The sequence below is a fragment of the Luteibacter yeojuensis genome, from assembly GCF_000964085.1.
Lineage (GTDB): Bacteria > Pseudomonadota > Gammaproteobacteria > Xanthomonadales > Rhodanobacteraceae > Luteibacter > Luteibacter yeojuensis_A.
The window spans coordinates 1-3110 of sequence record NZ_JZRB01000107.1 but is presented as its reverse complement, the minus strand read 5'-3'; the positions used below and the strand labels follow the sequence as shown (position 1 = coordinate 3110).

At 68.8% G+C, this 3110-nt stretch carries 3 protein-coding genes; all 3 read right to left on the bottom strand.

Translation table 11 applies throughout. The features are described 5' to 3' along the window. Window positions 1–38 precede the first annotated feature (38 nt). Window positions 39–422 (bottom strand): SMU1112c/YaeR family gloxylase I-like metalloprotein, encoded by a 384-nt coding sequence (gloA2, locus tag VI08_RS20405; protein ID WP_045831483.1) that lies wholly within the window; start codon window positions 420–422, stop codon window positions 39–41. Between the two features lie 8 nt (window positions 423–430). Then, window positions 431–1381 carry an EF-P lysine aminoacylase EpmA gene (epmA, locus tag VI08_RS20400; RefSeq protein WP_045831482.1) on the bottom strand — a complete coding sequence of 317 codons (951 nt, stop codon included), beginning with the start codon at window positions 1379–1381 and terminating at the stop codon, window positions 431–433. Beyond that, the coding region (gene ligA, locus VI08_RS20395; RefSeq protein ID WP_045831481.1) for an NAD-dependent DNA ligase LigA at window positions 1378–3110 on the bottom strand (1733 nt) is incomplete at its 5' end. The genes epmA and ligA, both read right to left, overlap by 4 nt.

Here is a 3110-nt window from a genome sequence, read left to right as displayed (position 1 = left end):
TCGCGCACAAGTGCGCTCCTACATTGGAGGGGCTGGCGTTACGTTTCGTAGAGTTCGATCGGCAGGTTGTCGGGGTCGGCGAGGAACGTGAAACGCTTGCCTGTGTACTCGTCGACGCGGATGGGCTCGCAGGCCACGCCATGCGCTTCCAGGCGCGCCACGCACGCCGCCACGTCGTCGACCGCGAACGCGAGATGCCGCAGGCCCTGGGCCTCCGGCCGCGATACCCGCGGCGGCGGCGACGGGAACGAAAACAGCTCGACCTGCACGCCCGGGCTCACTTCGAGGTCGAGCTTCCACGAATCGCGCGCCTCGCGGTACGCCTCGTGGACCACCTTCAACCCCAGCACCTCGGTGTAGAACACCTTCGACCGTGCGTAATCCGAACAAATGATGGCGACGTGGTGGATGGCTTTCAGCATGGGCTTGCTCACGCCTTGTTGAACGGAAAGGCGAGCACGTCGGCGATGCGGTCGGTGTCGGCCAGCACCATCAACAGGCGTTCCACGCCCAGCGCGACGCCGGCGCAATCGGGCATCTTGCCCAGCACGGCCAGCAGGTGCTCGTCGATCGGTACCTCGCCCTGCCCGCGTTCGCGGCGCACGGCGTTGTCGCGTTCGAAGCGCGCGCGCTGCTCGGCCGGGTCGTTGAGTTCATGGTAGCCGTTGGCCACTTCGTACTTGCCCACGTACACCTCGAAGCGCTCGGCCACGGGCGGGTCGTCGTGGCGGATGCGCGCCAGCGCGCATTGCGAGGCTGGGAAATCCGCCACCACCGTGACACGGTCGCGGGTGAAGGTGGGCTGGATGCGGTGGGTCATCAGCAGGTCGAGCCAGTCGTCGCGCACCAGGCCGTCGGCATTGACGTGGATATCGCCCAGCGCGCCCTGCAGCACATCGACCGGCGCCGTGAGCGCATCGATACCCAGGGCATCGTGGAACAGGCCACGGTAGGTCGTCTCGACGATGTCGAAGGTGCGGCCCGCTTCGAGCAGCAGCTTTTCGAGCAGGTCGACCACCTCGCGCGCCAGGCGCGCCTCATCCCAGCCCACGCGGTACCACTCCAGCATCGTGAACTCGGGGTTGTGCCGCCCGCCGGCCTCGCCATCGCGGAATACGCGGCCCAGCTCGTAGCAATCACCCAGCCCCGCCGCCAGCAGCCGCTTCAGCGGGAACTCCGGGGAGGTGCGCAGCCAGCGCGTGGCCGGGCCGGCATCGACGTGGCCCGTGAAGCGTGTGTGGAAGCTCTGGATGTTCGGGTCGGTGTTGCCCGCGGCGGACAGCATCGGCGTCTCCACCTCCAGCACGCCGCGCTCGGCGAAGAAATGGCGGATGCGGCCGTACGTTGCCGCGCGCAGCCGCAGGTGTTTCAGGTCGGTCACGGCGCCACCCCGTGCTCACCCAGCAACGCGATGAGGTCAGCCTCGGTATGCACGGGGATGCCCAACTCGTTGGCCTTGTCGAGCTTGGAGCCCGCGGCTTCACCCGCGAACACGCCCGTGGTTTTCTTCGACACCGAGCCCGCGACTTTCGCGCCCAGCGCTTCGAGCCGTTCCGTGGCGTCGTCGCGCTTCAGCGTTTCCATGGTGCCGGTGATGACGTAGGTGTGGCCTTCGAGCGGTAGCGCCGCCGCGGACCTGGCCGGCAAGGCATCCAGCAGCGCGCGCATGGCCCAGTCGCTACGGGCCAGGTCGGCCGCGTGGCCGGGGTCGGCAAGGTAAGCGCTGAGGTTGGACGCCGCCGCCTGCGGCACGCCCGCGATGATCCACTGGTGCTCGCCGGCCACGATCAGCGCCTCGAGCGAGGCGTACTGCTTGCCCAGCAGCGCGGTGCTCTTGGGGCCGAGCTTGGATACCTTCGCCGAATCCAGCAGCACATCGAGGCCCAGCTTGTCGCGCAGCTTCGCCGACGGCGCGCTTTCGTCCGCGAAGCGGATGCCCGCCGCGAGCAGCGCGTCGACGACGGCCTCGTTGCCCTCCTGGCCGAAGAAGGCGGCGATGGATGTCGCCACCTCGTCGCCGATATCCGGCAGCACGCGCAGCACCGGTGCCGGCGTGCGGCGCACCATGGCCAGCGAACCCAGCCACGTGGCCAGCGTTTTCGCCGTGCTTTCGCCGATGTGCATGATGCCCAGGCCGAACAGGAAGCGCGGCAACGTGGAGTGCTTGCTGGCCTCGATGGCGTCGACGAGGTTCTCGGCCCACTTCGTGGCCACCTTGCCCTGCTTCACCGTCTCGGGGGTGGTGCCGTCGCGTTCGTCGGCGCGGCGCTTCATGTCGATGAAGCGCTCGACGGTGAGGCCGTACAGGTCCGCCGGCGTCTTCACCATGTCGAACTCGACCAGCGCATCGACGAAGCGATCGCCCAGGCCGTCGATATCCATGGCACGGCGCGAGGCGAAGTGGATGAGGGCCTCCTTGCGCTGCGCCGCGCAGACGAGGCCGCCGGAACACCGGTAGGCCGCGGCGCCCTCCTCGCGGATGATTTCCGAACCACAGACCGGGCAGGCCGACGGCATCTGCCACGGCACCGTGCCCGCCGGGCGGTGCTCGTCCACCACGCGCGCCACCTCGGGGATGACATCGCCCGCGCGGCGGACGATGACCGTATCGCCTACGCGCACATCGAGGCGGGCCACCTGGTCGGCGTTGTGCAGCGTGGCGTTGGTGACGGTGACGCCGCCCACGGACACCGGCGTGAGGCGGGCGACCGGTGTGGCGGCGCCGGTGCGGCCGATCTGGATCTCGATGGCCTCCACCGTGGTCATCTGTTCCTGCGCGGGATATTTGTGCGCGATGGCCCAGCGTGGCGCGCGCGACACGAAGCCCATCTCTTCCTGGCCTTCGTAGTCGTCGAGCTTGTAGACCACGCCATCGATGTCGTAAGGCAGGCTGTCGCGCTTCGCGCCGACCTTGCGGAAATAGGCGATGAGGCCGTCGAAACCCTTCGCGGTGCCCACTTCGGGCGACACCGGGAAGCCCCACTCGCGCAGCTTGCGCAGCGTGGCGGAATGCGTGTCGGGCAGGTCGCCGTCGTCGATGCGGCCCACCGCGTAGGCGAAGAACGCGAGCGGGCGCTTCGCCGTCACGGCGGGGTCGAGCTGGCGCAGCG